This is a genomic window from Nodularia harveyana UHCC-0300 (assembly GCF_034931085.1).
Classification (GTDB): domain Bacteria; phylum Cyanobacteriota; class Cyanobacteriia; order Cyanobacteriales; family Nostocaceae; genus Nodularia; species Nodularia harveyana.
In genome coordinates this window covers 1-24884 of record NZ_JAYGHG010000049.1, presented here as the reverse complement: position 1 = coordinate 24884, position 24884 = coordinate 1, and the positions used below count along the sequence as shown (strand labels likewise).

Annotated in this window: 20 protein-coding genes and 1 pseudogene; 13 read left to right on the top strand and 8 right to left on the bottom strand. The window is 40.8% G+C overall.

All coding sequences use genetic code 11. The features are described from left to right. Positions 1 to 324 precede the first annotated feature (324 nt). Positions 325 to 1116, top strand: coding sequence for a DUF3991 and TOPRIM domain-containing protein (locus tag VB620_RS20025; protein WP_323197912.1), 792 nt, complete (start codon positions 325 to 327; stop codon positions 1114 to 1116). Positions 1117 to 1139: 23 nt separating this feature from the next. Here VB620_RS20025 and VB620_RS20020 read toward each other — a convergent pair whose 3' ends face one another. Beyond that, positions 1140 to 1703, bottom strand: coding sequence for a hypothetical protein (locus VB620_RS20020; protein WP_323197911.1), 564 nt, complete (start codon positions 1701 to 1703; stop codon positions 1140 to 1142). A 287-nt stretch (positions 1704 to 1990) separates the two neighbouring features. Here VB620_RS20020 and VB620_RS20015 point away from each other — a divergent pair, with 287 nt between their 5' ends. The 6 genes from VB620_RS20015 to VB620_RS19990 all read left to right on the top strand — a co-directional run bounded on the left by VB620_RS20015 (position 1991) and on the right by VB620_RS19990 (position 15905). Next, positions 1991 to 2464: a P-loop NTPase family protein gene (locus VB620_RS20015; protein ID WP_323197910.1), complete on the top strand. Its 474-nt coding sequence runs from the start codon at positions 1991 to 1993 to the stop codon at positions 2462 to 2464. 715 nt (positions 2465 to 3179) lie between these two features. Next, positions 3180 to 6311 carry a DEAD/DEAH box helicase gene (locus VB620_RS20010; RefSeq protein WP_323197909.1) on the top strand — a complete coding sequence of 1044 codons (3132 nt, stop codon included), beginning with the start codon at positions 3180 to 3182 and terminating at the stop codon, positions 6309 to 6311. After that, complete coding sequence (locus tag VB620_RS20005; protein ID WP_323197908.1) at positions 6304 to 9450, top strand: sacsin N-terminal ATP-binding-like domain-containing protein; 3147 nt, start codon at positions 6304 to 6306, stop codon at positions 9448 to 9450. Before VB620_RS20010 ends, VB620_RS20005 begins: the two co-directional genes overlap by 8 nt. Before the next feature lie 135 nt (positions 9451 to 9585). Beyond that, complete coding sequence (gene drmA, locus VB620_RS20000; RefSeq protein ID WP_323197907.1) at positions 9586 to 13575, top strand: DISARM system helicase DrmA; 3990 nt, start codon at positions 9586 to 9588, stop codon at positions 13573 to 13575. Between the two features lie 3 nt (positions 13576 to 13578). Then, positions 13579 to 15408, top strand: coding sequence for a DUF1998 domain-containing protein (locus VB620_RS19995; RefSeq protein WP_323197906.1), 1830 nt, complete (start codon positions 13579 to 13581; stop codon positions 15406 to 15408). Beyond that, complete coding sequence (locus tag VB620_RS19990) at positions 15405 to 15905, top strand: phospholipase D family protein (RefSeq protein WP_323197905.1); 501 nt, start codon at positions 15405 to 15407, stop codon at positions 15903 to 15905. Before VB620_RS19995 ends, VB620_RS19990 begins: the two co-directional genes overlap by 4 nt. A 1-nt stretch (position 15906) precedes the next feature. Here the strand turns inward: VB620_RS19990 and VB620_RS19985 are convergent, their stop codons facing one another. Beyond that, positions 15907 to 17133 carry a DNA cytosine methyltransferase gene (locus VB620_RS19985; protein ID WP_323197904.1) on the bottom strand — a complete coding sequence of 409 codons (1227 nt, stop codon included), beginning with the start codon at positions 17131 to 17133 and terminating at the stop codon, positions 15907 to 15909. A gap of 343 nt (positions 17134 to 17476) precedes the next feature. Between VB620_RS19985 and VB620_RS19980 the strand changes: the two genes are divergently transcribed. The 4 genes from VB620_RS19980 (at position 17477) to VB620_RS19965 (ending at position 19100) form a co-directional block, all read left to right on the top strand. After that, a complete protein-coding gene (locus VB620_RS19980; RefSeq protein ID WP_323197903.1) occupies positions 17477 to 17734 on the top strand; it encodes a hypothetical protein in 258 nt (85 codons plus the stop codon). A gap of 3 nt (positions 17735 to 17737) precedes the next feature. Further along, a complete protein-coding gene (locus VB620_RS19975) occupies positions 17738 to 17953 on the top strand; it encodes a hypothetical protein (protein ID WP_323197902.1) in 216 nt (71 codons plus the stop codon). Between the two features lie 375 nt (positions 17954 to 18328). Beyond that, positions 18329 to 18682, top strand: coding sequence for a Spx/MgsR family RNA polymerase-binding regulatory protein (locus VB620_RS19970; protein ID WP_323197901.1), 354 nt, complete (start codon positions 18329 to 18331; stop codon positions 18680 to 18682). A 106-nt stretch (positions 18683 to 18788) separates the two neighbouring features. Beyond that, the gene (locus VB620_RS19965; RefSeq protein WP_323197900.1) at positions 18789 to 19100 is read left to right on the top strand and encodes a helix-turn-helix domain-containing protein; all 312 of its coding nucleotides are present in this window, start codon (positions 18789 to 18791) and stop codon (positions 19098 to 19100) included. A 282-nt stretch (positions 19101 to 19382) separates the two neighbouring features. Here VB620_RS19965 and VB620_RS19960 read toward each other — a convergent pair whose 3' ends face one another. The 3 genes from VB620_RS19960 to VB620_RS19950 form a co-directional block, all read right to left on the bottom strand. Beyond that, positions 19383 to 20363 carry a tyrosine-type recombinase/integrase gene (locus tag VB620_RS19960; protein ID WP_323197899.1) on the bottom strand — a complete coding sequence of 327 codons (981 nt, stop codon included), beginning with the start codon at positions 20361 to 20363 and terminating at the stop codon, positions 19383 to 19385. Positions 20364 to 20563: 200 nt separating this feature from the next. Further along, positions 20564 to 20989 carry a hypothetical protein gene (locus tag VB620_RS19955; protein ID WP_323197898.1) on the bottom strand — a complete coding sequence of 142 codons (426 nt, stop codon included), beginning with the start codon at positions 20987 to 20989 and terminating at the stop codon, positions 20564 to 20566. 21 nt (positions 20990 to 21010) lie between these two features. Next, positions 21011 to 21877 (bottom strand): ParA family protein, encoded by an 867-nt coding sequence (locus tag VB620_RS19950; RefSeq protein ID WP_323197897.1) that lies wholly within the window; start codon positions 21875 to 21877, stop codon positions 21011 to 21013. Between the two features lie 259 nt (positions 21878 to 22136). Here VB620_RS19950 and VB620_RS19945 point away from each other — a divergent pair, with 259 nt between their 5' ends. Together VB620_RS19945 and VB620_RS19940 are read left to right on the top strand one after the other, a co-directional pair. Beyond that, positions 22137 to 22385 carry a hypothetical protein gene (locus tag VB620_RS19945; RefSeq protein WP_323197896.1) on the top strand — a complete coding sequence of 83 codons (249 nt, stop codon included), beginning with the start codon at positions 22137 to 22139 and terminating at the stop codon, positions 22383 to 22385. Between the two features lie 26 nt (positions 22386 to 22411). Beyond that, a complete protein-coding gene (locus tag VB620_RS19940) occupies positions 22412 to 22942 on the top strand; it encodes a helix-turn-helix transcriptional regulator (RefSeq protein ID WP_323197895.1) in 531 nt (176 codons plus the stop codon). Between the two features lie 26 nt (positions 22943 to 22968). Here VB620_RS19940 and VB620_RS19935 read toward each other — a convergent pair whose 3' ends face one another. From VB620_RS19935 to VB620_RS19925, 3 genes and pseudogenes are all read right to left on the bottom strand, one after another. Continuing rightward, the gene (locus tag VB620_RS19935; protein WP_323197894.1) at positions 22969 to 23649 is read right to left on the bottom strand and encodes a recombinase family protein; all 681 of its coding nucleotides are present in this window, start codon (positions 23647 to 23649) and stop codon (positions 22969 to 22971) included. Between the two features lie 206 nt (positions 23650 to 23855). After that, entirely contained in the window at positions 23856 to 24527 is a 672-nt protein-coding gene (locus tag VB620_RS19930; RefSeq protein ID WP_323197893.1) for a phospholipase D-like domain-containing protein, read from the bottom strand. Further along, positions 24511 to 24884: pseudogene (locus tag VB620_RS19925) on the bottom strand (hypothetical protein); the annotation flags it as partial. The gene VB620_RS19930 and the pseudogene VB620_RS19925, both read right to left, overlap by 17 nt.

Genomic DNA, 24884 nt, shown 5'->3' with positions numbered 1-24884 from the left:
TTCACAGTTGTTACTGGGATTCAATAATTTAATTGCAGCCATGAATCAATTTAAACCCTTTTATGATTCTGGATGATTTAGCTCCTTAACTACTTCCTTATTCCGGAAAGTGACAGAAGAGGGGTATCCTTAAAAACCTGTAAATTGACCATTGAATAGGGATTTTGTTATACTTGTAAGGGACGCATTTGTATCCAATCCAGGACTATCACCATCCCATGAATATCAGGTGCAGTCTTATGATTCCGTACCCACTTCGGAATAAAAATTTAGGGGTGAGATTTCCGTTCCGTTCATGCTTGCCCTGAGACTGGACAGATTGACTTGGTTATACACGTTAACGAATGTAATGATCAGCAAGCGATCGCTTGGCTGTATGATGGCTTTGGTGAAAAAGGGTTACAGAGGGCAGTCATCGCCCAATCTCAAAAAAGAGCGGCTGAAATTGCCCAGTTGGAACCCAGACCGAAGTTTGTACCCCCAGCAGCGAATGAGCGCCAATGGCACAGAGTCGGAAATTACCTCACCGAGAAGCGAGAATTACTACCCAGTTTTCTCCAAGCCGTTCATGATCAGGGTTTAATTTACGCTGACAAGCAACAAAACGCCGTGTTCTTAATGCGGAATTTGGATGGTGAAACCACTGGTGCATTTTTAAATGTGACACAAGGGGAAGATAACAGCTTTGAGGGATATGTGACAGGAAGTAAACGAACTGAAGGGTGGTTTCATTTAAAACTCGGTGGAGAACCAAACGGCGAAATTGAAAAAGTAGTATTGTGTAAATCCCCTATCGAGGCGCTGTCATTTGCAACGCTTGAAATGGAAGTTCAGCAAGGAATACCCAAAACCAGGACAATGTACATGGCAGTAGATAGTCCCAAAAGCCTACCAGTGGAATATCTGCAAACTGTTCCCGCAGTAGAAGTGGCTTATGACAATAATGATTTGGGGAATGAGACGGCACAAATGATCATGAAACAGTTACATCATGCCATGCGAGTTAAACCCAAAGGTAAAGATTGGAATGAGACGCTGTGTGCATGGAGAAAGCAGCAAAAGAAACAGAGGGATGACCAGCAGCACCAGCAGTCGGGGCAGGAACTGGAATTTTGAACAAAAAACAAAAATGTGTTCCATCATTTAATGGGATGGAATAGTCCATCGTTACCAAAACGCCATCCAGTAGAACTAGGATCTTTCGACCTGCACCATCTTTCAAAATCCTTAGAACTCTGATTGTTTCGTTCCCGCTCTAAAGTAGCCAAATCCACACCCAATCTTTTAGCCAGATTTACCCCTTGATACGCTTGCAGTTCTAACTGCGGTGGATGATATTGGTAGGATTGCCTTCTTTGAGGAGTTGCAGAACGCTGTCCAAGTAAAGAAATAGCTCCTTCAATTTGTGCCAACCTCAAAGATATGGCTTCGGTCTTTTGCTCCAACAGTGAAAGTCTTTGTTTTGAACTATCTTCTACACCAGCAACTTGTCCATTAGCCATTTGAGTCACAAAGGCTTCGAGTTGGTGTAGACGAGTTTCTACACTTGTTTCTGTGCCAGGAACTTGCCCCAGGATATGATGCAAGCCTTGAATCACTAAATCGGTAGCCGTAGTGTTACGTTCTCGTGCAGCTTTGCGGAGTGCATTGGTGAGGGTTTTGGGGAGTTTGAAGTTTATTGATTCGCGTTCTGTGTTAGCCATCTCTATACCACTTATATACCCTAGTATAGACAGTTTAAACCATTGACCAAGCCGGATTGGGGCGGGTATTGGGGAGAGTGATTTTTTCGGGGGAGATGGGACTGGCAACGAGTTAAGATGACCCACACGAGCAAATTTATACCTCTGTCATGAGGTACTTACTGGCAGAGGTAGAAGCACTCTTAATCACCTCTTCAACTTTTGACTAAATTTATGTAATTAATAATTTAAGCTGTTTAAAAAATTAGAAATCATTCAGCTGCATCTTAATTAAATCACCACACACAATGTATCGAATTTTAATATTTGGCAATTCCGGTTCTGGAAAAACTACTCTTGCAAATAAACTTGGTAAAGACTTCAGTATCCCAATTCTTGATCTCGATACTATCGTCTGGGAACCAAACCAAATTGCCATACGGCGTTCTCAAAAAGATTCAGCAAAGGATCTACGAGACTTCATAGAAAATAATCCTTCTTGGGTAATTGAAGGCTGCTACAGCACGCTAATCAAAGCTGCTATCGAATCCGCGACGGAAATCTATTTCCTAAATCCCGGTATTAGTAAGTGTCTTGAAAATAACCGCAATCGTCCTTGGGAGCCGCACAAATTCAAATCAATCGAGGAGCAGGCACAAACATTCGAGTTTCTACAGAATTGGATTCAACAATATGAAGAACGCGATGATGAATTCGGTTATTCATCCCATAGCTCAATATTTCATCAATATAATGGCAGAAAGCATGAAATTATCACATGAGCCAATCGTGCTAAATTAGCTAGTACCTCTCGGCTATTTTTCGGAACCTTTTGCCATCTAGCTGTATCTCCTAATATATGGAATATATAGAACCACTTATACCGAAACCGGGGTATTGCATTGAATTTATGAAGCCCCATGTCAATTTCTCTGTTGTTAAAACGGCTTTCAAGTCAAACTTGAGAGCCGTTTTGCATTCTCAATCAACAAACCGTAAGCAGCCAGTGGTTTGCTGATTTCAATAAAAATTTGATTGTCTCAATTGTATTACCTATGTAATATTTTAGTAGTGTTTGGGGACTGCTGTTTTTTTCTTTCTCAGTTTTGGCTCAAAAAACTTACCAAACTTTTTGGTATAGTGTGCGGTAGTTTTTTGGGGATTTTAGGGCTTTCAAACTTTGGGAGCCGTGGGGAATCATTGCGATGATTTGGGAAATATTGGGAGTTTTGAGGTTTTTTTGCTAACTAAGAAATAGTTTTTCTTTAGCTGAATGTTATTTTCACATTTTTTGGGGGAATAATTATAGTTTAGAGGGATAATTCCTTGGTTTTACGTGAATTCGATAAAAATGCCATATAACAAAATGAAAAGACTTTCAGGCTGAGAGTCACTACTCGCACGCGCTACTAGACTTTCAGGGTTTTAGAGTCCGGTTGAACTCATGTCAGGTTAAAAGTTTCTTCTGGTTTAAGTGAAAATAGGTATAAATTAAGGATGCAGCCACTCTTCAATCTGGGACAAATGGTATGCCTGCGTGCTGATCCATCGAGATCCGGTCCAGTCATCGAGATTCTTCCACCAGCAGGGGGACGATCGCGTTACCGTGTCTTCCATTCACCCACTCAAATCCTGGAATACCATGAAGATCAACTGGTTGATGCTGGATCAACTGCAAAAACTACTGGATTATTGGAAACATTAAAAGCAGGGCAATGGCTCGATGTACAAAGATTTCGTGCCAGACTGACCGCAGCAAGGCTTTCTCATCCACAAATTGATAATCTCTACGCCCTCCAATCAGCACGCATCAAGTTTATTCCCTTCCAGTTCAAACCTTTACTGCGTTTTTTACGTGCTGATCAGCCCCGCTTACTGATTGCTGATGAGGTTGGTGTTGGGAAAACAATTGAAGCTGGTTTAATACTACGAGAACTTCAAACTCGCCAACAGCTAGACAACATTCTGATTGTTTGCCCCAAAGCCCTTGTTAACAAATGGCGAGCAGAAATGCGCCGTTTTGATGAAGATTTCCGACCACTGACTTCAGAAACTCTTTCCTATTGCCTCCGGGAGACGGATTTAGATGGACTATGGCCTTTGCAGTATTCACGCGCCATAGTCCATTTGGAACTCCTGAGAATTGATAAATATCTCAAGGGAATGAAGGGGCGACGGCCTAGCCCCGGATTAATGACACTTAATCCATCCCCCCGCTTTAGTCTGGTTATTGTTGATGAAGCACATCATCTTAGAAATACAGGGACTAGCTCTCATGAAGTAGTGAAATTTCTCTGCGACGTTAGTGAAGCTGTGATATTTCTTTCTGCAACCCCGCTACATCTTGGCAATCGCAACCTCTATACATTGCTCAATCTGCTACGCCCTGACCTGTTTCTTGATGAGACAGTATTTGATGAAATGGTGCAACCCAATCAGCACCTCAATCAAGCTATCCGATATATTCGCAACCGATCCTCCCAAAATACTTGGCAAACCTCAGCACTCCAAGCATTGCGAGATGCTGCAACAACAACTTGGGGTGAGCAAGTACTCAGCCAAGATCCTCGATTTATGGAGTGGTATCAAAAGTTGAGGGGTGGGGTAACTTTTACGGATGCAGACCGAATTAATTGTCTGCGGGATTTAGAAGAAGTGCATTCACTAGCTCATGTAATGAATCGTACTCGTAGACGGGACATTGGGAGATTTACAATTCGTGAGCCACACACGATTTCTGTACCCTTTATACCTGAACAGGAAGAGTTTTATCAGGCGTTGATTGAATTCCGTCGAGAAATGCTTTCTTTAGATTATGAAGAACAAGTAATACGGCTGATCACCGATACTTTAGAGCGTCAGGCGGCGAGTTGTTTGCCAGCCCTTGTACCTACACTCAATAAATTTATCTTAACTGGCAAATTTGCACTCTCTGATATTAGTGATGATATTGAAACAGAGGATGAGGATACTAAACTTCTCCCCTATTTGTTGGAGAAAGCCAAAAACCTGCGTAGCCTATCTGCTGCTTTGCCACCAAATGATCCAAAGTTAGAGCAGTTATTAAAAATAATAGAAGAAACATTAGAGGGTAAGGGTTCTGGCAAAGTATTGGTTTTCTCTTTCTTTTTGCATACCTTGGCTTATCTGCAAAAGCAACTGCAAGAGGCTGGTTACAGAGTAGAGGTAATTACTGGAAAGGTGGAAGATGCAGAAAGAGAACACTTACGAGAGCGATTCCGCTTACCCTGCGACAACTCAGATGCACTCGATATCCTCTTATCTTCTGAAGTTGGTTGCGAAGGGCTAGATTATGAATTTTGCGATCGCTTGGTAAATTACGACATCCCTTGGAATCCCATGCGGATTGAACAACGCATTGGACGGATCGACCGTTTTGGTCAGCAAAGCGATAAGGTACTCATATTTAATTTTGTCACACCAGGTACTGTTGAAGAGCGCATTTTCTTCCGTTGCTTTGAACGCTTGGGCATCTTTCAAGACACAATAGGGGATTTGGAGGAAGTGCTAGGAGATGTTGTCCAAGATTTAACTCGTGTAGCACTTGACCCTAATCTTAGCCCCGAACAAGCTGAACAGAAAGCAGAACAAATGGCAGATAATGCACTCCGCCTAACAGAAGAACAGCATCGGCTGGAAGCAGAAGGTGGTTCATTCTTGGGACTTGATGAGGGGTTTACTGCGGATATTGACTCTGTGGTTGCTGAAGACAAATTTGTTTCTGCGGATGATTTACGCCAGCTGATTGAAATGTTTGTGGAACAGCCGACATTGGGAGGACAAATTACTGTTGATAGTCGGCATCCAGGACTTCATCGGCTACGGCTGAACAAGGATAGACGAGGGGAATTGCTTAAAAAAGTGCGATCGCTCAAACAGTTAGACCGTTCCACAGTTACTTTCACACGTTGGCTCGAAGGTGACGATCCTTATTGGCTACACACCTTTGACCAGAAAACTGCTCTCCAACAGAGGGAGATTCCATTTATCACGCCGATTCATCCTTTAGCACGGGTGGCTATTTCTCATTGGGCAAGTATAGATGAGCCACTCGTCACGCAAGTTGCTGTTTATGATAATACAGTGCCACCAGGACAGTACCTTTTTGTTTGTGACCTTTGGGAAACGGTGGCTGTGCGCCCAGAAGTGCGGTTAGTAGGAAATGCTTGCAATCTTGATAAATTGTGTTTTGCACCCGAAGTTTCAGCCCCCCTGGTGCGATTGTTGAGCCACGCTGTACAACCAGCAGAATATGTTAACTTCCCAACTTCTTTAGTCGATACTGGTATTCAACAACTTGATGAAACTGTACACCAGTATCGCTTAAACGAACTCAGTCAGTTACGAGAGAGAAACAATACGCTGTTAAATCGCAAACTCGCTAGTCTTGATGCTTATTACCAAAATCGCATTCAGCGCGTAGGAAATGAACTAAATCAGGCTAAAGAAGAGCGCATTATTCGGATGAAAGAGTCGGAGCGATCGCGTATTCAACGAGATTACGAAAGCAAACGTTCTGATTTAGAAAATCGCCGTGAAGCAGACATTATTAGTCAGCGAGTTGCTGTAGGAATTTTATTAGTACAAGGGATGGTCACAAATGGTTAGCAATTACAAACAAATTACAGAAAAAAATCTTATAAGATATGGTACTGATATAGATGAGTATGGGCCTGTCTTTCTTACTAGCTTGTACAGTGACAGAACGCACTTTATTTATGAATTACTTCAAAATGCAGAAGATGCAGGAGCTACAAAAGTAATTTTTAAATTATTTAATGACAGACTTGAAGTATATCACAATGGCAGATTATTTACAGAAGAAGATGTTCAGGGTATCTGTGGACTGGTCAGGAGTACCAAAAAGGAAGACCTAACAAAAATTGGTAATTTTGGTATTGGCTTCAAGTCAGTCTATGCCTACACTGATTCTCCAGAAATTCACTCAGGCGATGAACATTTTTTTGTGGAACATTATGTTAGACCTCATGCTGTAACGACTGATGTTATTATACCTGGAGAATATACTACTCTTTTTATTATTAAATTTAACCTACAAGATTTATCTAAGGCAGTCGCTTACCAAGAGATTGAAAAACACCTGCGAAAATTCAATCCGCGCAATTTGCTATTTCTAAATTCTATTGAAGAAATTTCTTGGCATTTAGAAAAGGGACAACAAGGGATTTACAAGCGAGATATTTTAGAACATGATGCTGGTTATAAACGAGTTAATCTTAAGATAAATACATCTTTTGATAATAGTCAAGAGACTTGGCTCATCTTTGCTAAATCAGTTCCTTCTCAGCCAACTCTCAAAGTTGAAGTTGCTTTTCTTCTTGAGAAAGATAAAAAAACTCAGCAAGAACAGATTATTTCTGTATCAAATTCTAAATTAGTAGTTTTCTTTCCAACAGAAAAGGAAACTCACTTGAATTTTTTAGTCCAAGGTCCTTACCGTACTACACCAGATAGAGCAAAAATTCCTCCTAATGAGAGTTTTAATCAGGAACTAATCGAAACTACTGCTGATTTAGTGGCTAGTGTTCTGCCAAAGTTAAAAGACTTAGGATTACTCACCGTAAGTTGTTTACAAATCCTTCCCATACGTGCATCTGAATTTACAGAAGATGCTATGTTTCTGCCTGTATTTAATAAGGTATGTAAAGCTTTTAAAGAAAATGCCTTGTTACCTACGCCTGACGGACGTTATATTCCCGCTACACAGGCTAAGTTAGCTCGAAGTGCTGCATTTCGTAAACTTCTTTCAGATACTCAATTACAACAGCTTTATGGAGATAATTACACATGGTTATCTGACGAAATATCTAGGAATACTACTCCTGAATTATGCCAATATATTAGAGATATTCTGAAAGTTGAAGAAATAGAACCTGACAAATTTGCTTCAAAATTTAGTCTAGATTTTATTACACAGCAGTCAGATGATTGGGTAGCAGAATTTTATACCTTCCTCATAGGTCAAGAAGCACTTTGGAAAGAAGAAACACATAGAAAAAATCCACCACTATTGAACAAACCTTTCATCAGATTACAAAATAATAAGCACGTAACACCATTTGATTATCATACTAAAAGACCAAATGCCTATTTGCCAACTGATGTACCAACAAGTAAACAAACTGTTAAAAGAGAAATTTTTGCTATTCCCGAAGCTAAAACATTTTTAGAAAGACTAGGTTTAGAAAAGCCTAGTAGTTATACAGAAGTACGCGACCACCTTATCCGTAAATACAAATTCTCAAAACAAATTGATGAAGAACAAAATAAAAAAGATATTCAAATAATTGAAGATGCTTTACAATTATCGTCTTCTACAGAAAGAAAACAGCTTATAGAACTACTAAAAGATACACCATTTTTACTATCTATCAATGCAAAAACAAATAAACAGGAATATCAAGCACCTGAAAAAATATATTTTCGTTCTCATAAATTAGAAATGTATTTTGAGGGAAATGAGGCAGCTTGGTTTTTAGATGAACAAATCTTCATAGATAGAGAGTTACTTGGTGAATTAGGTATTGAAAAGGAAGTGCGTTTATATTATACTCCTCCCAATGCTGAAGGATACGTAATTATTTCTGATAATATTCGTAATCATAAACGAGGTATTAAAGGATTTGATCCTAACTTCGATATTGATGGTCTAGCTCATGCTTTGGATAATTACACATATGATAAATCTGTTTATATTTGGAATGAAATTTTATTACCTAATCGACAAAAATTGAAGGGGAGAATTGAATTTTCTAGGTATAAAACGTACCAAAGTTCAGAAAAAACAACACCAAATTTTTCAAAAGCAGGAAATATTGCTTCTTATAAATCTTGGCTTCCAAATCTAGATAAAAAATTTCTTCAACCTTGTATGTTGTCGGTTGATCATTTATCTGATGATTTTATTATGGATAAAGATGGAGAACTACTTGCGATTTGTTTGGGTGTGAAACCAAGATTAGAATTAGTAGAACAAGCTAATAAACTAGGAATAGATCCAGAGCTACTTTCTTTTCTAATAAACTGCCCACCACGTAAGCAAAAGCATTTGCTCCAACAATTAGTTAAAGGTGCATCATCTGAGGGAGCAGGAAAAAATGGAACAGGACAAAAAACAACATCCAGTAATGGTATTTCCCCAGAACCAGAAATATCTAGCATTGACTACAGAACTGCTCTTAAAGAAGTATTTTCACGCCCTGGTAAAACTGAATTAAATGAAGCTATAGAATCAAGTCCAGTTCCTAATCCTGAAGCGCGTTTTCAGAAAATACAAGATAATCTTCGCAATGAAAAAGAAAAAGAACCATCCACAAATGAAAGATTCAAGAAAATTGAGTCCAAGAAATGGGAAGCTAAAAATAATAAGATACGAACTGACCTAAAAGCAATATATAACGGTAGATGTCAAATTTGTTCTGAAACTTTCCCGAAGGAAGATGGCGAACCATATTTTGAAGGAGTATATTTAATTCCTTACACTAAAGCAAGATGGATTGATAATCTGGGTAATGTTCTTTGCTTGTGTCCCACCTGTTGCGCTAAGTTAAAGCATGGTTCAGTCGAACCGATATATGATATTGAAGAGCAAATTAATTCAATTCCCAAAATAGGAGGAAAACTACACATTAAACTCTGTGGAAAGGATACATACATCACATTTTCGGAAAAACACATAATGCCACTTAAAGCATTGTTAAATGAGGCTATTGCTTCAGAAAATTAGTCAATTATGGTGATGAAAAACCTACTTTAAGTTAATCATTTAAGTAATCAAAATATTCTAATAAAATTACTTAAAATTTGCGTAAAATCTAGATCAAAGAATGAATATATTACAAGTTGTTTAGTAAGGTGAATTGTGTCAGTCAGAACAGAATTGCTAATTAATCTCAGACAGGAAGTTTTTGGACCCAGAGAGTCTTGCTATGAGGTACTGCCCAGCCAGCAAGATCCACGCAATGAATTTATAACTGGTGTCCTCATTCCCAGGGATGCCAGTGATGAAGATGCCAAAGAGATTGAGGGTGAAGCAGAAATATTAGGGACTGGAATGGACGACTATGGTGAGGATGAATCAGATGAAGACAGTCCCGTAGCTGCTGCTGCACCCGTCTTAGATCCAAAATCACAACCCCGTTCTTTAGGCATTTCTTTTATTGTTAGTGCTACAAAAGAGATTGAACCTACAATAGAAATTTGTGCAACTTGGGCGCGGTATCGTTCTGAAAGAAATCCCCAAGGACATCAGGTCTTTAAGCGAATTCCCAATTTTTATATCACCCCTAAACCGATTTCCGTTACAAACAACTTAACCATATCGGAAACTGACCAAGTTAAAATCACAATTCGGAGTGTTCTTCGTTCTGATAACACCTACAAAATTTCAATTTACTTAGTCAATGAAACTTCTCTGATTGATCCACTGAGTGAGTCAGGAAAGAGACGGTTTGAGACTGACGATCTGATTTTTCAACCTCAAATTCGAGTTGTGACTGGAGAAAATACAAAGCTCTTGCCTTTTGATAGTTTCCAGCCTTCTCATGAAATTCCCGAACTAGGAAGTCTTCAGGAAGAAGACGAATCATTAGAATTAATATACCGAGAATATCTTGCGTATGCACGGGGTCATTTGTGTGCAGCTATTTGGAAAGAAATAGACCCAGAGCGCCCCTGTCAAGGGGAAAATTTATTGACATGGACTGATGGGTTTTTAGTTCAGTTTAAATGTGGAAAACAGCAATGGCAGAAGTTTAGTCTGCCAGATTGTAGAACAGAATATGTGCCTTGTTACCCAATTCAATCACCGGCAATTGATTGGGAATCTGAAATAGAACAAACTCCAGAGCTAAATACTGCTACCCTAGCACAAGCATGGAATTCAACCGAAATGCGTGTAGCGCTACAGCCTTTGGTTGACGGTTATGCAGCCTGGATTAATCAACAACAAACTACGGTGAGTCAATTAGAGTCTAGATATCATCGAGCCGCTAATCGACATCTGGAAAACTGTCGCATAACTCAGGAGCGAATACAAGAAGCCATTGAGTTAATTATTCAAAATGAAGAAGTAAGATTGGCTTTTTGTTTTGCAAATAAAGCGATTAATCTTCAGGCATCTTGGAGAAGACCAGGAGATGATTTTACCTGGAGACCTTTCCAGCTAGCATTTATTCTGATGAATATCCCGGCGATCGCTAATCCTTTACATCCAGATCGCCAGACTTGCGACTTACTAGCTTTCCCAACAGGTGGTGGTAAAACTGAGGCATATTTAGGTCTAGCTGCTTTTACACTGGGATTGAGAAGATTACGATCTGGTCAAGTTTCGTCCAAAGAGCCAACTGGACAGGGCGTGAGTGTAATTTCTAGATATACCCTGAGATTATTAACAATTCAACAATTTCGTCGCGCTTTAGGGTTAATCGTTGCTTCCGAAGTGCTACGAGTTGAAAACTTAGGAATGGGTTCTCCAGTTGGATGGCGACCGAAGGATTGTCAGCGAAGCGACCATCATATTTGGGGAACAACTCGCTTCTCTGTCGGACTGTGGGTAGGTGGTAGCGTCACCCCTAATCGCTTGAAAGATATATACATTCCCAACAGTACTCCTTTGTTAGGTGCTATTTCAGCATTGGAAGGCAAAACAGGAGTAGAAGGCGACCCAGCTCAGATTCTTAACTGCCCTTGTTGTGGGTCAATCCTAGCCATACCAAGAGACGGATTACTAGGAGGAAAGACACACACAATTCATCTAGTTATGCAGGGAGTTGTTGCTAACCCATCAATTTCTCATCAAACAAACAACTGGGAAGAACTTGAATCCGAACCGATTTTTTCTTCTGCTCCTATCGTCAATTCTAGTAACTATATAACCCTTTCCCTAAGTCTGAACATAAAAAAAGGGTCAAAACTTTCAGCAGGGAAGCTGGAGGGATGGTGGAGAGATAAAATTCAGCCCCAGTTAAATTCTTTAAATTTAGTCCCTTTTAGAATCAGCCGACCTGGATATTTTAAAAGGAGCCATATAGGAAGTCGCAATGGCAAAGAAAATATAGAGAACTTTGAAATCTATTGTCCTAATCCAGATTGCGATCTTAACAACCAAAAAGTTTGGAATGAAAAAGTTCCTCTTGAATTTAATAAAAAATGTGATAAACAAACTATTGCTGCTGATAAGTTTGTCTGGGAACAACCTCTTGAAGCTTTTAAAGGATACACTAACTCATCCTCAAGCTTCTCCTCAAGAATTCCAATTTCAGCCTATACAGTTGACGATCAAGTTTATTCCCGTATTCCTTCACTGTTAGTAGCTACAGTTGATAAGTTTGCCCGTTTAGCCTTTGAGCCAAGAGCAAGTGCGTTATTTGGAAACATCAATCATTACAATAGCCGGTCTGGTTTTTATCGTGATAATGCAGGGGCTAGTGATCCTAAAAGCCATAATAAAGCTGTAAATCCACTCCTGCCACCTGACCTCATTCTGCAAGATGAACTTCATTTAATCGAAGGGCCACTTGGTAGCATGGTTGGGCTTTACGAAACAGCAGTCGATACTCTATGTGAACGAATGTATCAGGGTCAAATTGTCAGCCCTAAATACATTGCTTCCACAGCAACAGTGCGACAGTCTCAATCGCAAGTACAATGTTTGTTTAATCGCACGGTTTTTCAGTTTCCGCCACCTGCTTTATCAGCAGACAACAGTTTTTTTGCTCGAACACCAAGGAATGTTCATCCATTAGAGATAGATGCTAATGGCAAGCATCCTAGTGGTCGCCTTTATGTAGCTGTTTGCGCTCCAGGTAAGGGCGCTCAAACTCCCATTGTTCGCATTTATTCATCAATGTTTCAGAGCATTGAGCAACTGAAACAGTCAGGATATAGCGATAGTGACTGCGACCCATTTTGGACGTTGGTAGGCTACTTTAATGCGATTCGGGAATTGGCAGGTGCTGTTACACTTTATCGTCAAGACATTCCTGAACGACTGCGGCACAATGCAGACATTATGGGAGTGACTGCACGAGAACTAGAAGAAGCAATTGAACTTTCCAGTCGCATGGATTCTACTGAATTACCTGGTTTACTTAGCAGCCTTTCACTGCCATTACCAGATGCTAGAGATGCTGTTTTGAGTACTTCCATGTTCGGCACTGGTGTTGACATTGACCGCTTGGGTTTAATGGTGGTTAATGGTCAGCCAAAAACTACTTCATCTTATATCCAAGCTACAGGTCGTGTGGGTCGTTCAACTGGAGGGTTAGTGATTACTTTCTTCAGAGCCAGTCGTCCCAGGGACTTGGATCATTACGAATTTTTCACTGGCTACCATAGGGCGATTTACCGTTATGTGGAACCGATTACCGTAACTCCCTTTGCTTCTAGAGCCAGAGAACGGGGGATGGGTCCAGTAGCAGTGGCATTACTGCGACAAGCTAGAACAATTCAGGGAGTAAATGTTGTATCTCAATGGGCGGCGGATGCTAGCCACATTGGAAATGCTCGTAACTCAACTGAGTTGGGATGTATCACCGAAGTTATTAAAAGGCGATCGCAAATTCAGCTAGAAACCAGAAGACCACCAGAAGACCAAGTTAATCGGGAGGTGCAAGGAGGACTTGACCGATGGGAAACTACTGCACAGCAAGAAAATAATTTAGTTTATGTAGAGTACGCGATTAACAAATCTCCTACAAAGTCTGTTGTGTTAGGAGATGAGCAACATCAACAACAAGGTTTTACATTTGTCTTTCGCAACTCTCCCCAGTCTTTGCGCGAAGTCGAATCCATGACGCGCTTTGGCTCTATTTCAATGAATCAGCAAAATCAAGCCAATCAGGGAAGTTAAACTATGGCAGGTAAAGGTCAATCATTGCGTCCTTCACAATATATCACCACCTTTGGTCCAGGTAGTATTCTAGAAACACCAGATGGCCCAGTGGTGATTGCAGCACCAAGCCAATCCAAGTTATTTGATAATGGGCGCAGACCTGAAGATTATGAAATTACAGACTTAAGGCTCTCCCAAACCTTACTCAATGGCAATAAAATTTTCTATATTCCCTCCAATGCTGATTTAGGAAAACCTGAAAGCATTTCAGTTTACCAAAGTTACCATTTTCCCACTTGGTCTTTATGTACAAAACATGGGATTCTCTATCAACAGAGAGTAGGTGAAGCAGTTGGTTGCCCAAGATGTGGACAACTACAAAATTCTTATAAGGCTTGGGATAAATCTCGTGAGGAAGCAGTCAGATTTGTTCTAGCTTGTTCTCACGGACATCTGAATGAAGTCCCGTGGCGCTCACTGATAAAACATAAACGCGAATGTCAGGGAGCAGACTTTTACAAATGGGAAGGGGGTGGAGGTGCGATCAGAAATATACAGATTATCTGTCCCAATTGTGGCGGATCAGAAAATTTTGGTAAAGCTTACTCTAGAGAGTTTCAATGTAGTGGTAGATTTCCAGAACGAAGAGAAGATCCAGCAGGATGTGATAAACGAGCTAAAATTATTCAGCGTGGTGCTGCTAATTTAAGGGTGTCGGAACTCCGAACTGCACTAACAATTCCACCACTAGATACCGCTCTACATCGCTTACTACAAAGTCGAGCCATCCTTGCTGCTTTGCCTATCAACATAGAATCCAAATCTCAAATTGTCCAGATGTTAGATACTTTGGTGGCAAGACGACTGTTAGATCCAACATCTGCTGAAACTATTAAGAAATACAGCGAACGAGAAATCCTTGATGCTGTCAATGATGTTCTTAATGAACAAACAAGACAGCACGATGCAACTGAAGAAAATCTAAAACAAGAAGAGTTTAAAAGTCTGCGTAATGCTGCTTGTTATGGCGCTCCACCGCATCGTTCAGATAAACCAGGTGGTCCAAATCAGTTTGAAGTTTACCACGAAAATGTGGAGACATTCACGTTAGATTCAGGACGAATTTTACGGGTTACGCCCCTTAGTCGCTTGCGGGTGGTAATGGTACAGGTTGGTTATACACGACCGATTAGCACAGATAAGGATGATCCACAGCCTAAAGTTGTACCTGTTGAGTATAGACCACCTGATGAAAGTATCGCTTGGCATCCAGGTGTTGAGTTATTTGGTGAGGGTATTTTTTTGGATTTGATATCTACCGAAGAACCAAAAGGCATTTCAGAACATTTTCCTTTAAAAGGGTCGGCTTATAGTCGTTGGTTGTCAGCTTATAACTCGACCGATGGCTACCGAAAAATTAAGGCTATGCCGGGATCTCAAACGAGTTATTTACACCCTGTTTTTGTCTGGTGGCATACACTAAGTCATCGTTTAATTACAGCACTATCAGTGGATTCTGGTTATTCGTCAGCAGCTATTAGGGAACGAGTTTACACCTACACGGAAAATAATAAGACCGTTGGTGGTTTACTACTTTATACAGCCCAATCGGGAGGGGATGGTACATTGGGAGGACTAATCGGTTTAGTGCCTCACTTTGAACGCATTCTTAAGTCGGCCCTACGCAATGTAGATGCTTGCTCTAATGACCCAATTTGTATTGAAGAAGAATTTGGAGAAGATAGAGTTAATGGCTCTGCTTGTTATGCTTGCCAGTTTATTTCTGAAACTTCTTGTGAACACAGAAATACTTTACTTGATAGACAGTTGCTACTAGAAAATTTACCATGACCAATGAAACTGTAGTTACAGGTCTGGCTTGGATGGGTACAGGGGTACGCTCAGTTCAATCAGCATTAAAAGATATGCTCAGAGAAGCTGAACGTGAAGTTCTATTGTGTGCCTATTCAATTACCGTTGGGGCTGATGAAATTCTTGAAGAATTCGAGGATTGCTTGAAGCGGGGAATCAAATTTAATGGAATCATTAATCGGTTTCAAAATCAGCCTCAAGAGATTCAACAGTATTTCTTCGATTTAGTTTCAAAATACCCCTACTGTCAAGTTTACAACTTCAATGATCCTGTAGAAGAACTGCATTCAAAACTGATTGTAGTTGACCGCTCAGTTGCTCTAATTGGATCAGCCAACTTAAGTCGGCGTGGAATGAAGCAAAATTATGAATTAGGGATTATTCTTCATAACGAAGAAGTTAATACTGTATCTAAATGCTTTGATAGTCTTCTCACATTTCCATCTGTTTCACAAATAAATACCAAAATTAACTGAGCTAATGACCTGCTTTGTAAGCCTTGATCTGTTCAACAATAGGTCTGGCGATCGCCTCAGCCAAAAGTGGTGGTACAGAATTACCAACTAATTCAAACATTCTAGTCATAGGTGCATCAAATATAAAATCATCAGGGAAGCTTTGAAGCCTAACAGCTTCTCTGACAGAAATGCTTCTAGTTTGAGTTGGATGAATATAGGCTAAACAATCTTTTCGCATATGTGCTGTTAATGTCCATGAAGGTTCATTCCATTTCAAACGTTTATATTTATCATCGAAAATATCAGAGCGATAGCGTCTAACAGATTCAGGTAAGTCCTTATATTTACCTCCTTGAGGTAACATTGCAAATATATCTAAATCTTTTTCGTTATGAGCGCGACATATATGATTCATAACACCTTCTCCTTGCTGTTTTTTACTTCTCATTTTTTCTTGATACTCTGATTGAGCTGGACAATTATATTGTTTTTCAACATCAATCTGTTTTGGCCCACTAATTTTACTTCTCAAAACCATAGATATAGGTTCGAGTTCGGGTAAGTCTCCGATAGCATCTCCCACTGAGACAGGAGAAATTATATTTTTTTTAGGAAACTCGAAACTCAAGTTAGCATCTCTGCGCTTACCCACAATAAATAGGCGCTTCCTAATTTGAGGAACACCATAATCAGACGCAATTAATACTTTGGGTTCAAAAATATCATACCCTGGATAATTACGCTCATGCTCAGGTAATCCGTTACTTAAAGAATTAATAATTGTAGGAAATATTCTATTATTCTTTAATGTATTAACATTTTCAATTACAAAAAAAAGAGGCTGATAATAATCTAAAAAATCAACAAAGACTCTGTATAGAAAATTTCTTGGGTCATTTCTTACTTTCAATTCAGGGTCATTTCCCTTCGCTCTTTCTAAAGACTTCATCTTCCCAATGCCAACTACTGAAAATCCTTGGCATGGTGGTCCCCCAATTAAAATATCAACCTCACTAGGTTTAAGCGGAAGTTCCAGCATATCAGTGGTTCTGATATCTTGAGCATTCAGTTTCAATCTACAGTTCGGAAAATTTCTGTGGTGTGTTCTGATAGCATTGGGATTATTGTCAATTCCTCCCAGAATTTCACAGCCAGCATTTTGAAAACCTAAACTCATTCCACCTGCGCCACAAAAAATATCGAGTACAGTTGGCGATTCTTTTTGTAAATAAAATTTATTTGACATTCAAAATTAATTTATCTAACTTTTAATCTAAATTCATTATATTTTTATTTGAATCATCTGTAAAATAAAATTCATATTAATATCGATTAAAATATCAGCTAATAGCTAGATAATTTAATTGTATCAATGTATCTTGATAGGCTTTTATCAAAGTGCGAAAATTAGTAAATCATTTCCTTGATAAATTTTAAAAATGCAAATATAAGCTTCTATATAAACCTGTATATTTGTAAACATTAGAACTTACACAAAAAAATTCTCATACTCTTATTTCTCCGTGTCCTCGATACCAACCAGATGTAAGCTAAGTAAAGAAGGGTATTGCTGGAGTGCGGGTGTTTTCATGGCCATAGAACGGGAATCGGTAAATTTTAAACTTCCTAAGTCTTTAGTTGCAGCACTTAGAGCCGAAGCCAAACAACGCAACACCTCAGCCACAGAGTTAGTAGTCCAAGGTCTGCATCAAATCCTGGAACAGACAGAACACCCTGACAATGGTATAGAAAATCTTCTACACCTCATCATGAACCGACTCTCAGCACTGTCAGCCAATCAAGTAAATAATAATGCCAGTACAGAGAATCGCTTGCAACAAATTTAAACAATGTTGGGGCAACTCACCCAGAGTATAGAACAGGGTATAGAATCGGCATCACCTCAACAACAAGCACAACAACCGAATAACTTGTCAGAAAAGTTAGAAACTGTTACCAAAAGCCTTGCCCAAATTAATCATACACTTGGGCAGCTGCGTCACCAAGGAAATACAAGCAGAAGACAATTTTCATCATCTCATCCATTCCAGGGAAGACAAGTATAACTTAACTTCTGCACTGGGGAAAGTTTAGCTCGGAGATTGGGTGTTGATGAATTAAGTCTGTCTAGGGAGCGAGAAAATCTCACACCATCCGAGTTCGAGTCATGGAGCCGTCATCGAGATCCTGGTACTCGTGGCTGGCGCTTTGGTGACGATGGATTATATTACCCGATCAAGTGATCTTAACTGTGAATGATGGCGTTCTACTCTACCGGAGGCGATGGGCTACGCCTCACTTTGATTGATTGCCTCAGCGCTATAGCGTTCGCGGAGCGTGTGCTTTGCACTCAGCGCTGCTGCAAGCAGATCGCGCCGCACCATCGCCAGAAGTTAAACTAACCATGTATATATGTCATGGAAATTGTTGATTAACTTTTTATGTCCCTTCAGGTTTACGGTATCCCCAACTGTGGCACTTGTAAAAAAGCTTTTACGTGGCTCCAAGACAACAGTATTGAGTATGAATTCATTAACACAAAAGAAATGCCGCCCACCCGTGACATGATTCAAGACTGGGTGAAGTTCTTGGGTTTTGCGCCCATGCGTAACACTTCTGGCCAATCCTACCGTGCTTTAGGTGAACAAAAGAAGACTTGGACTGATCAACAGTGGATTGACGCGATCGCTCAAGATGCCATGCTGCTCAAACGTCCACTTTTCGTCAAAGATGGCACAGCCATACTGGTAGGCTTCAAAGATGAGGCAGTATTGAGAACCAAATTAGGGATTTAGTCCCCAAACCCTGCTGTACCACCAATTGATATTGAACGGGCGCTCTCACGAAAGCTTTTATTCGCAGAAAACCCAGAAGTTCACACCTATCTAGAGGAACAAGAGGATGGCCAAGACTAGCGATGCGCTCAAAATTATTGACAGAATTACTAGCAGTGACCCAGAGCTTGAGGCATTAGTGGAGGAAGCCTCCATAAATGCAGAAGTGGCACAGTTGATTTACTCCGCCAGAACAAAAGCGGGGTTAACACAGAAACATTTGGCTGAACTTGTTGGTACAAAACAGCCTGTGATTGCACGGCTTGAAGATGCTGATTACGAAGGACACTCCCTTTCAATGCTGCAAAAAATCGCTCACGCTCTCAATCAACGGGTAGTGATTGAGCTTGCTCCAATAGAACATGAGCAAAGTGCATAGGGCGTTTTAGTAGCAATCAATGGTTACACCTCTAGAATGCAAACTTTACCGTTTTACGTGGTGGCGTGGTGGCGATGCCTGCGGCGTACCCCTCCGGAGAAGCAAGCTACGCGGAGCGTCTCGTAGAGAAGAGAGCGTAGCTATCGCACCCTTCATTCCTGCAATTCCCGCAGAACTGAAAAGAGATCGACGGTTTAATGGGAGACTGAGAACGAAAGACCGATAATGAGCTTTTTATCAGCTAAAAGAGCCGCACCCAAAATAAATAGGAGCATCCCCACTCTAACGCCTCTTGTAAGGCACATTTAATAAATCAATGGCTCGTTTCTTAGCATCTTCCCCCCGCCTATCATACTTACTCGTAGTATTAGTTGACGCATGACCAGCCAGCTTGGATACCGTAACAATATCTGCACCCCCATCCAACAAATCACTAATAAACGTTCTTCTAAAATCATGCGGCGTAAACCCTTCTTCCACACCCGCCGCTTCCCCTCGGCGTTGTAATGCCCTTAGTACCCCCTGCTCACTCATCCGCCGTTGTATAATTTTATGTCCCCTATCCAACGGATAAAACAAAGGACCCGCAGACTTCCCCCGAATCAGTAACCAATCCTGCACCGCCCGGACTCCAGCTTCTGGTAAGTAAACAATTCGCTCACTCTGTCCCTTAGCTGACCGTATAGTTAGCGACCGACTGCGCGGTTTTAAATCGCTCAAATCAAGATGTGTTACCTCAGAACGCCGCAACCCCACCGTCAAAATTGCCAACAGTGCCGCATCCCTCGCCCCTAAATTGGAGTTATCTTGAATACAATCATCCCAAAGGGCAGCAATTTCTTCCGCATCCAGCGCCCGCCCCTTCAGTAAACTTTTACCCCGCACAGATTGAATATCAGTAGCCCGTCCATAGTCCTCGGTAGACATTAAGCCCAACCGCCATGCTTCCTTCAGCACCCGCCGCAGCGCAGATAACATTTTATTCGCCATTGCTGGACTGTATTTTTCCATCAGCACCGACCGAACTGCTGCCGTATGCTGATATCGCAACTTTGACCAGTCCAAAGTTTGAGCATCACAACTATCATTGGTCAATAACCGCGCCATCGCATTAAGTGCCTCCCGCATAGTCCGCCGGGAACCTTCACCCAGAGAAGCCAAATACACCTCAGATGGGTGCATGGTGATAGGTAGTGGCTCTGTTAATGCCAGCGATTCTGGGTGTAAATTAAACGAGGCGATCGCACTATTGTTCACGGTCATCAAACAGCTGCTTTTTCTTTATCCTCTGACAAAAGCTGCTGTACTTCAACCAATCGTTACAAATAGGTGACTGGAAAATTAAGTTTTATTGCGAGAATATGTCTTCTCTTCACTCGTTTGCTGTGTAAGCCACTGTCAACCTAGATGTTGTGTCAGGACATCGTTCAACCAGGGGCGAGTGTTTGCTATTGTCCTGATTGCTACTTGAGCTTTTTAGCCAAATTAGCTAAACGAGTCATGCTAGAGCGAATATTACCTGCTTCTTTGCGACTCTTCAGCCGTTTTTTGGCTTCTTTTAGCACTTGTTTCATGACTGTATCTTTATCTTGGCAGGTAACATAAAAAGCTTCCAAGAGCGTTTCCACTGTTATTTTTTCTTTGTTGCATAGTTCATCGAGTTCTTGCTTGATTGGCACTTCTAAACGTACAGGGACTCTAGGCGCAATTTCCGGGAAGTGAGCTAGTTGCTTTTCTAATCTTGTGAGTTCAGAAAGGTCATTATCGGCAGTCGATGTCATATCAATATCAGGGGGAGTCGAACTTTGCTGTTGTGGAGCTAGCACATCTTGTCTGGGTGCAACTGTTGGTTGATTAGCTCTATTTCTGATTTCGTCTAGAATATTCATGTTTTCACCTCTTAGTAAAGTTTATGACGCTGTTTCTGATGGGATTAATTTGGCATATTCTTCTGGCAAAGCTGGCTTGAGTCGTTGAGCTAAGACGTGAATTGTATATTCCAGATTTGGCTGCCCCAAGTCGGTTGGCGCAACCCGTTGGTTGATGGCATTTTTGAATACATCTGATTCCAAAATATGCGGCAACATCAATTCATCACCTACTAGCTGCCGCATGGTATCAATACTGGTTTTAGTAGCGTTTGTTGGATGTAAACCAGTCCAGCGCGCGCGAAACGGCACTATACCCAGTAGTTCACCATAAGGTAGGGCGGTTTTAAATTCTTTGATTAATTCCAAAGTCCGCAACAGCGATTGCACTCCCTTGACGTTGGACTCGGCTGGAATTACCCATCTATCTCCAGCACCCAAGGCAGTCTGTGCTAAATGTGAACGTTCCGGGGGTGGGTCTACAATTGCCACGCCGAAATTATTCACAATTGGCTGGAGGCGATTCCTGAGAATAAACAGACTTAGTCCACTGGAAGCCAATTTATAGTTGGCGCTCTCCAAGCCGTCATCTGAAGGAATTAAGAACAGGTTGCTATTGTTAATGATTCGGTCGCCCAATTTGTCGCCCAATTTAACGTCTGGTACGGACGCAATGGCATCGATAATTTTGGTTTTCTCTTCTGGTTGTGTCAGAACCTCCAGTAATGTTGGGGTATGAGGCTGCACTTGTACCCCTAAAAAACTGGTCAAGCTAGATTGAGGGTCGCAATCTACAAACAAAACGGGAATTCCTAAGCGCCCTAAATACCTTCCCAGCATCAAGGCTACTGTAGACTTTCCCTGACCCCCAGCCAAGCCCAAGGAGACGACTGTTGGCGGATTTGGCATAAATTAATTGTATAAAGTTACTAAAGTACATTATCACAAATATATTAAAATACTTTTGCACAAAAGTTAGATTGTATTTACGTACAATTGTACAAAAGTATTTTAGTTGTAGGACTAAAAGGGAATGTCACTAAGAAAAAATTAAACCTTCTCCCTTGCTCCCCTGCCTCTTCAGGTCATGTTTAAGTAAAATGGACAGAGTGAGTTGTCAGTTGACAACTCACTCTGTACGAATTAAGATTATTGTGTGTCTTAGGTAATGGCAAAGAAACACCCCAATAAAGAGATCCGAGCAGCGTTGGATTATGCTGTTGAGCAAGGCTGGGAAGTTGAAGAAGGTGGCTCTCATGCTTGGGGGAAAATGTATTGCCCTTACAACGATTCTGAATGTAGATGTGGGGAATTTTGCATTACTAGTATTTGGAGTACTCCCAGAAATGCTACTAACCATGCAAAGCAGATTCGTCGAGTAGTGGATAAGTGTATTTATCAACAAGAAGAGAAATGATTACGAATAGGAGAGGGTAATATTAGATGCAAGAATATGAATTTACTCTAAAATTCCAACTCCCAAATTCTACGACTGATACTGGTATGTTCATCGATGCCCTCTATGAATCGGGCTGTGATGATGCCATTATTGGCACTGGTATAAAGGGTTTTATCGCTCTTGATTTTATTCGTGAAGCACCATCGGCGTATGATGCAATTTCTAGCGCCATAAATGATGTAAGAAAGGCTATCCCACGAGCCGAGATTGTCGAGGCTTCACCCGATTTTGTTGGTGTTACCGATGTAGCGAACCTCTTGGGATGCTCTCGACAAAATATTCAAAAGTTACTATCGAAAAGCATTTCAGACCGCCCCCCTGCTGTCTACGGAGGGGCGCAGTCTGTCTGGCATCTCCTTGAGATCCTTACCTGGCTGATTGAACACAAGAGCTATCACATCGACGAATCTTTGGTAGAAATTGCTAAAACCACTAGGAGTTTAAATCTTGTCAAACAATCTGAAATGCTCGACTCTGATACGCAAAGAAAATTTCACGATATTATTAGGTGCTAATAATATCAGCACCTAATAACTATTTATTATGCAGCCTTGGGATAAAGGCGGTCAACAACCCGCTTAACACTCATGGCTTGCCAATCACAGCCGCGCTTTGTCTTGTGTCCCTTTTCATTTAACCAAGAAGCGATCGCTTGAAAACTCTTCCCAGACTTATGGTGACGGCGAATCAGCTCAACCACCTCCAATTCATCAGATTTCGGCATCAAATCACCCTCAATAGCCACCTGACCAAAAGCAGGTGAACCATAGGCATAGCCACCATTAGCAGCCTTAGCACGTCTACCGCCTTGAGTGCGTTCATTGATCAGATCCCGCTCAAGTTTAGCCACCGCAGACATCACAGTGAGAATCATGTAACCCTGTGGCGTAGTTGTATCCACCTGCAAATCCAGCAAAATTAAAGCTTTTTTCTGGGGTTGGAGGACATCATCCACCAAAGTCAGGACATCGCGGGTATTTCTGGCTAGGCGGTCAAGTTTAGCCGCAATGATTCCATCAGCACCCGTAGCCACAAAAGCCAAAGCTTGCTGAAACTGCGGCCTGTTTTCAGTATCCTTACCCGAACCCACTTCTTCAAAAACCTTTACCAGTTCATGACCAAAAGCACAAGCATAAGCAGCAATCTTTTTTTTCTGTTCTGACAAACTGGTGTTATCCGCTTGCGACTCACTACTAACCCTCACATATCCTACCAGTTTCATCTTCTGCCCTCCCTAAGTCTCCGTTGGCTCAGGCATTTACTGACCATTTTGGAGGTCAAGCCATGATTTTATAGACTATACAGCAAATAGTCCCTAACAGTTATTGAAATAAACGTTATGCACCGACTGGCACATATAGATAATTCGCCTATGTTTGACCCAGAAGGTACGGTGTTTCTCTATATCTGCCAGTTGTCAAAATTCTATTACTCGTCAAATCGCTTTCTGTAGCTGTCGAATAGCTCACTAATCTTTTTTGGCTCGGATACAAGTGTTCCCCGCTCATCACGGAATGTGCGATCGCTTGCACCTCGGAAAGATAGCCAGTTAAAACTTGTAGTGACAGCAAATTTTGTATCGGAAATGAGGATTTTCGCGTGGGTATCTCCCAAACGTTTGATCTGGAAGTTATTTTTGTACTGACTGGCTAATTTTTGTATTGTCTTCTCAGCTTGGATATCGGCTGGGTACTTTTTATCGTTATCATCTTTTCCCAAACCATATCCAATGTACACTTGCACTCCCCGCTTGAGGAGATTTTCAAAATCTGCAAGAAATTGTTTATTTACAGAACTAGCTCGAATCCAAGGTGAAATAATCATCAAACTTTCTTGGGTATCACGAAGAGCCTTTTCCAGAAGCGGACGGTGTTCGTGCATTTCCAACCAACGCATAGGAACCGAAGTTAGGACGGCATTTAACTGTGCCTGGAGTTGCTCAATTTGTTGTTGTGCAGATTGGAGTTGCTGCTTAAAAATGATTTTTTCTTCTTCTTTTTCAGTGAGTTCAAGGTTATTTTGAGTTATCTCTATTTCAGCTTCAATTTTTGCTTGATTAGTATAAACTTCTGATTTAATAGCTTCAATTAGTTCTATCAATTGCTACATAAATTATTTTTTCGTTAGTGAAGTATATTGATAACCATTCCGTAATGATAGGAAACCAAATTTTTTCAATTGTGAGAGTTGGTAATGAGATAAATCTTTGTATTCTTTTTCTTCTACTCTCAAATTTAATTGGCAAAGGTATCCCATTCGCTAACCTTTCTAAATTCACATTTTTAATTGACTGTAGGATGCTCACCAAAATTTGGAGAAACAGGTATTCTCTTAGAGGTTGTTTGAAAAGTCGCTCAGGTTGTAAAAAAGCTCTCTCAGTATACGCTGTGAATAGATAATAAACAGCACCGAGAGAGTAACATGAGTAAAGCATACCCCAGTAATCTGAGCCATGCA